The organism is Nocardia wallacei, assembly GCF_029868745.1.
GTDB classification, from domain to species: Bacteria; Actinomycetota; Actinomycetes; order Mycobacteriales; family Mycobacteriaceae; genus Nocardia; species Nocardia wallacei_B.
In genome coordinates this window covers 48,310-54,309 of the sequence record NZ_JARWOP010000240.1, presented here as the reverse complement: position 1 = coordinate 54,309, position 6,000 = coordinate 48,310, and the positions used below count along the sequence as shown (strand labels likewise).

The window sequence follows — 6,000 nt, the reverse complement described above, 5'->3', positions numbered from 1 at the left end:
GCGCCCCGCGCAACCGGATCGAGTTCGCGGGAGCCGGTATCGCGCACGGCACATCTCCAGGTGGTACTCGCTCGGACGTCTGACAGTTCGCTCCACCCTATAGCCCACTCCCAAGATCAGTGCGATCACCAGGGCGACCAGTCCGCACCACGTCATCCACGCCTCACCGACGTACCGGCGTCCGGCGAGCCGCGCGCCCCGATGATGTCGTCGTGGTCGGGAAGTGGGATGGGCGGGTGTTGTGCGAGACTGATCCGCTGTGCGCGGGCTAGTGGGGATGTGGAGTACGGGGGTGCGGTTCGCGCGACGGGCCACCTTGCGGCGATCGCTGCGGCTGCTCGGGAGTTTTCGCCATGAGCAGACCGATCCCGCATTGTTCTACGGCGGCATCGCCGTCGACACCGCCGAACTGACGCGAGATTTCTACGCCGATCTGACCGGCCGCGACCTCACCGGCACGACGGTGCTCGATGTGGGCGGCGGGCCCGGCTACTTCGCCGACGAGTTCACCGCCGCCGGCGCGCGCTACATCCCGGTGGAACCCGATCCCAGCGAGATGCACGCCGCCGGATTGACCGTGCCGGGCGCGGTGCGCGGCTCCGGGATGGCGCTGCCGTTCCGCGACGACGCCGTGGACATCTGCCTCTCCTCCAACGTGGCCGAGCATGTCCCGCAGCCGTGGCTGATGGCCGACGAGATGCTGCGCGTGACCAAGCCGGGCGGGCTGATGATCTTCTCCTACACGGTCTGGCTGGGTCCGTTCGGCGGGCACGAGACCGGCCCCTGGCACTATCTCGGCGGCGAGTACGCCGCACGCCGCTACCGGCGCAGGCACGGCCGCGAGCCGAAGAACCGTTTCGGCCGTTCACTGTTCGTCGTGACCGCCGCCGAGGGCATGCGCTGGGCCGACCAGGCCCGCGACCGGGCGCGGATCATGGCTACCTTCCCGCGTTACCACCCGCATTGGGCTTGGTGGCTGGTCCGGACGCCGGGACTCCGGGAGTTTCTGGTCAGCAACCTCGTCGTGGTCGCGGCGAAGCGCTGAGCCGCTAGTGGGCCGGCCGCCCGCGCCGCCAGAAGCGGCCCGTGCCGGTGTGCGACGGCTCGTTCCACGGTGGCTCCTGCATTGCCAGCCCGACCGTCTCCAGCGGGGTGAGCCCCACCCGGCCGGCCAACGCGCGCACGGCCGAGACCGCTTCGGCCGCCTGTAGCGCCGCGGTGGCCTGCTCCAAGGTCAGTGTTCGGCCCGGGAGGAACGAGACGACCCAGCCCCCTTGGCCGACACACCTCGCCTGATGTGGGGTCTGGTCGCTGGTCATCAATGACCGCCCGACCACTTGCACCGCCATGATTCGGACTCCCCTGCGATTGCATTTGAAAAATCAAACGGGCGAAGCAGATTGCTCTAAGCATGCTCTGCGACCGTCCGGAATGCAATAGTGCGTTCTGCGAAAAGCCAACCGGCAGGTAGGGTTTCGATATTCGGGTGTCTGCTGTGAACTGGCGTGGCGAATGGTGCGCGTCAGTCCTCGGGCATCCGGATCCGCAGCACGGGCTCCGGGCGGCGCCCGGCACCCCGCGGCACATCCACGACTTCCACCCACCAGCCCGGCGGCAGCACGTCCTGCAAACGTCCCGCAGCGCGGTGCAACGGAGTACTCGGGGCGTCCAGCCGAAGGTCGGCTACCTCCGGGACAACCATGGCTTCGAACGTCGGATCGATCATGCCCACCACCCACCTCTCCACGTTCAGCCCCGTGCGACCGCGGCGGGGACCCGTCCGCGAGCAACCTCGAGGCTACCGGTGCAGTCGACCAGTCGATATCCGGCAGTCGAAACTGGTCAGTCCTGAGACGTAGAACACATCCAGGATAAAGCAGGCAACCACGATTACCCCACAACGATTGCGGCACGGCGTACGAAACCGCCCGCCCCGTACGAACGACGGTGCGGGCGGCGGAGTTTCGCGATCGGCCGAGAAATTACCCCAGTCGCTGCTTGAGCGCCTCGAACTCGTCACGCACGCCGGAGGGCAGCTTCTCGCCGATGAACTCGAACCATTCCTCGATGAGCGGGATCTCCTTGCGCCACTCGTCGACGTCGACCTTCAGCGCCTCGTCGACGTCGGCCGGGTTCACGTCCAGGCCGTCCAGGTCCATCTGCGCGGCGGTGGGCACGTTGCCGATCGCGGTGGCCTCGGCGTCGGCCTTGCCCTCGATGCGGTTGATGATCCACTCCAGCACGCGCGAGTTCTCGCCGAATCCCGGCCACAGGAAGCGGCCGTCGTCGCCACGCCGGAACCAGTTGACGTAGAAGATCTTCGGCAGCTTGTTCGCGTCCGCGTTCTTGCCGACGTTGATCCAGTGGTCCAGGTAGTCGCCCACGTGGTAGCCCATGAACGGCAGCATCGCCATCGGGTCGCGGCGCACCGTGCCGACCTTGCCCTCGGCCGCGGCGGTCTGCTCCGAGGACAGCGTCGCGCCCATGAACACGCCGTGCTGCCAGTCGAACGACTCGGTCACCAGCGGCACCGTGGTCTTGCGACGGCCGCCGAACAGGATCGCGGAGATCGGCACACCCTGCGGGTCGTCCCACTCCGGCGCCAGGATCGGACACTGCGACATCGGCGTGCAGTAGCGCGAATTCGGGTGGGCGGCAAGGGTTTCCGTCTCGCGGAGGTACCAGTCGTTGCCCTTCCAGTCGATCAGATGATCGGGCTCGCCCTCCAGGCCCTCCCACCACACGTCGCCGTTGTCGGTCAGCGCGACGTTGGTGTAGACGGTGTTGCCGGCGTCCATGGTGGCCATGGCGTTCGGGTTGGAGCTGTGGTTGGTGCCCGGCGCGACGCCGAAGAAACCGTATTCCGGGTTGACCGCGTACAGGCGGCCGTCCTCGCCGAATCGCATCCAGGCGATGTCGTCGCCCAGGGTCTCCGCGCGCCAGCCCGGCACGGTCGGCTGGATCATCGCCAGGTTGGTCTTGCCGCAGGCGCTCGGGAAGGCGGCGGCCACGTAGTAGTTCTTGTTCTCCGGCGAGATCAGCTTGAGGATCAGCATGTGCTCGGCCAGCCAGCCCTCGTCGTGCGCCATGGCCGAGGCGATGCGCAGCGAGTAGCACTTCTTGCCCAGCAGCGCGTTGCCGCCGTAACCCGAACCGTAGGACCAGATCTCGCGATCCTCCGGGAAGTGGGTGATGTACTTGGTGTCGTTGCACGGCCACGGGACGTCGGCCTGGCCCGGCTCCAGCGGGGCGCCGACCGAGTGCAGCGCCTTTACGAACGGCTTATCGGCGCCCAGCTTCTCCAGCGCCGCCTTGCCCATGCGCGTCATCACCCGCATCGAGACGACCACGTACTCCGAGTCGGTGATCTCCACGCCCAGCTTCGGGTCGGCGGCGCCGAGCGGACCCATGCAGAACGGCACCACGAACATGGTGCGGCCCTTCATCGACCCGCGGTACAGGTCGGCCATGGTCTTGCGCATCTGGGCCGGGTCGACCCAGTTGTTGGTCGGGCCGGCGTCGGCCTCGTCGCGGGAGCAGATGAACGTGCGCGATTCCACCCGGGCCACATCGGACGGATCGGAGAGCGCGAGGAAGGAGTTGGGGCGCTTGGCCTCGTTGAGTTTCTTGAAGGTGCCGGCCTCGACCAGCTGGGTGGTCAGCCGGTCCCACTCCTCGTCGGAGCCGTCGGCCCAGACGACGCGGTCCGGCTGAGTGAGTTCTGCGACCTCCTGCACCCAGGCCAGCAGTCCTGCGTGCGCCGTCGGTGCGGTGCCATCGGATCCGTGAAGACCAGGAATGGTCACTGAGGTCATGAAAACTCTCCTGAGACGGGCGGCTCTGAGGGGTGGATTCGAGGGCTGTGGCACAGCCCGCGACGCCGGGGGAGCCACCGTTGGCGGTGGGTACCCGCTCCGGCTTGCCGAAAGCACGCCCCGGCTGGGCGGCGTACAAGGACGAAAGCGGACGCCCAGGTTCCTTGATTAAGAGGTTAACGCGATGTGACCCCAGGTACGGAATGGGGTCGCTCACTCGGTACCCGGTCGAGATGCCCGGCAATCCTCCATATCGGAGATGTGGACGGACGGATACTGATCGGTAATGCCGCACTTCCGGGGCTCATAGGCGGTCCGAGCCTATTAATAGGCGTCACGGCATCCGTACAGCGTGTGATGCGTCACACACGGGTACGCCGGCGTGGGGAGACCGCCACACGGCCTTTCGCGTCTCCCCGTATCGATCCTTGTTTACTCCGGGAAGGCTTTGTCGATAACGGCCAAGTCGCGTTCGCACGCGGCCACCTGGGCGGGCTGCTGGGCGGAGAGTTCGCGCAACTGTCGTTCCAATTCCGCGACCCGGCGATCGGTTTCCAGCACCCGCACGGTGGTGGCTCGCACCACTTGATCGGTGAGCCGGGATTCGGCCTCCACCAAGGCGGTCGCCACCCGCTGCTCCAGTTGCGCCTTGACGTTCACCAGCGCGTCCGACACCCATTGCCGCAGATGCGCGCGATCGGCGAGGTGGCCGCGCGCCCGGACGACCCAGTACGCCACGCCGCCGCCGAGGGCCAGGGTCACCGGGACGGTCGCGTAGTCGAGTTCGGGCACCAGGGCCAGCGGCGCGACGACCAGCCGTCCGAGCCCGAAACCGGCGGAGGCGCCGAGGGCGATCATCAACGTGTCCTCGAGGCCGCGATGCCGGGGCTCGAGGTCGGGGCCCAGGCGCGGCGGCGGATCCGATCGTGATCGGACGGGCTCGCGGGCGGATTCGGCTGCCGGGCCACCGGACTCCAGCTGGCGGGTCAGTTCCGCCAGGCGCTGCTCGACCACCGCATCCAGCTCGACGGTCAGCTGGTTCACCGACTGCTGCAGGTCGTCCGGGTATGCGCGGGCCGATCGGCGGGCGAGACGTTCGACGTCGGTGCGGGCCGCGGCGTTCAATGCCCGGATCCGGGCGCCCACATCGTGCAGCAGATCCACCCGGGCCAGATGCAAGCGGTTGCGCAGCGCCGCCATGGCCTGCGCCCGGCCGCCGTCGCGGGCGGCCAGCAGGGTGGCGCGCTCCTCCCGCAACTGCGTCACGGACGCGCCGGAGCGCAGCGTTTCGGCCTGCGCGCGGATACGCCGACGGGTTTCGCCGAGCACTTGGGCGATGATCGCCGCCGCGCGACCCTCGCCACCGGCCCCGACGGCCCGGGTCAGATACGCGTGCAGGGCGCCGAGACCCGACCGGTCCAGCAGCGCGGCGTCGCCGGAACCACGGGCGGCCACCGCGAGCCGCGCCGAAACCGCCACCAGATCCGGGTCCGCGCCGAGCACCGGAACCAGCAGCGCCCGGTTGCGTTCGAAATCCGTACGCCAATCCGGATGCGCGTGAATCCCGTTCATAGCGAACACAATTCGCGTACCACCGGTCCGCAACCGCCCCACCAGATCCAGCAGCGCGGCCCCGAGCGTGGTACCGGCATCGATCAGGACCAGCGCCACCGGCGGCGGCGCGACCAGCACCGCGGGATCGGTCTGCGGCTCGGACAGGTCGATATGCGGCTCGAACCGCGCGAGCTCGGTCCGCAACAACGTGGTGTTCGTATCAGCGGGCCCGATCAACGCGACCGGCACCGAATGCGCGACCTCCGGCGCCCCCGAAACCGGCACCGACTCCAACAACGCACTCCCCTGCGGATTCCACCGCGCCACCACCGCAGCCACTTCCGGCGGCAACACCGGCTCATCCCCCGCCCCGTCGCCAGCGAGAGTCGATGCCCCAGCGGATGCGCCAGTCGACGGCACTGCGGACTCCGCAGGTGCGGAAGTCGATGGCCCAGAGGCTGACGGACTCGACGGCCCAACATGAGCCGACTGCTCAGCAGCATCACCGGGATGCGGTGCTGCGGCCGGTACAGCCGGTGGCGCAGCTGCCGACGAACCAGCGGGAGGCGCTGGTGCGGAAGACGAGTCCCCGGGCCGGAGTGTTGGCGGCTGGGGGTCGGGGGGTAGGGCG

Annotated in this window: 5 protein-coding genes; 1 reads left to right on the top strand and 4 read right to left on the bottom strand. The window is 68.5% G+C overall.

All coding sequences use genetic code 11. The features are described 5' to 3' along the window. Nucleotides 1–292 precede the first annotated feature (292 nt). Nucleotides 293–1,045 carry a class I SAM-dependent methyltransferase gene (locus tag QH470_RS21385; RefSeq protein WP_425302733.1) on the top strand — a complete coding sequence of 251 codons (753 nt, stop codon included), beginning with the start codon at nt 293–295 and terminating at the stop codon, nt 1,043–1,045. A 4-nt stretch (nt 1,046–1,049) separates the two neighbouring features. Here the strand turns inward: QH470_RS21385 and QH470_RS21380 are convergent, their stop codons facing one another. The 4 genes from QH470_RS21380 to QH470_RS21365 form a co-directional block, all read right to left on the bottom strand. Next, on the bottom strand, nt 1,050–1,349 hold the full coding sequence (locus QH470_RS21380; protein ID WP_280274124.1) for a hypothetical protein: 300 nt from the start codon (nt 1,347–1,349) through the stop codon (nt 1,050–1,052). Nucleotides 1,350–1,522: 173 nt separating this feature from the next. Continuing rightward, the gene (locus QH470_RS21375; protein ID WP_280274123.1) at nt 1,523–1,726 is read right to left on the bottom strand and encodes a hypothetical protein; all 204 of its coding nucleotides are present in this window, start codon (nt 1,724–1,726) and stop codon (nt 1,523–1,525) included. A 256-nt stretch (nt 1,727–1,982) separates the two neighbouring features. Next, a complete protein-coding gene (locus tag QH470_RS21370) occupies nt 1,983–3,815 on the bottom strand; it encodes a phosphoenolpyruvate carboxykinase (GTP) (protein WP_280274122.1) in 1,833 nt (610 codons plus the stop codon). A gap of 432 nt (nt 3,816–4,247) precedes the next feature. Beyond that, entirely contained in the window at nt 4,248–5,723 is a 1,476-nt protein-coding gene (locus QH470_RS21365; RefSeq protein WP_280274121.1) for a hypothetical protein, read from the bottom strand. Nucleotides 5,724–6,000 lie beyond the last annotated feature (277 nt).

Bases quoted from the DNA above. Each gene is read 5' to 3' on its own strand.
- QH470_RS21380 (WP_280274124.1), bottom strand. From the start codon at position 1,349: ATGGCGGTGCAAGTGGTCGGGCGGTCATTGATGACCAGCGACCAGACC.
- QH470_RS21375 (WP_280274123.1), bottom strand. From the start codon at position 1,726: ATGATCGATCCGACGTTCGAAGCCATGGTTGTCCCGGAGGTAGCCGAC.
- QH470_RS21370 (WP_280274122.1), bottom strand. From the start codon at position 3,815: ATGACCTCAGTGACCATTCCTGGTCTTCACGGATCCGATGGCACCGCA.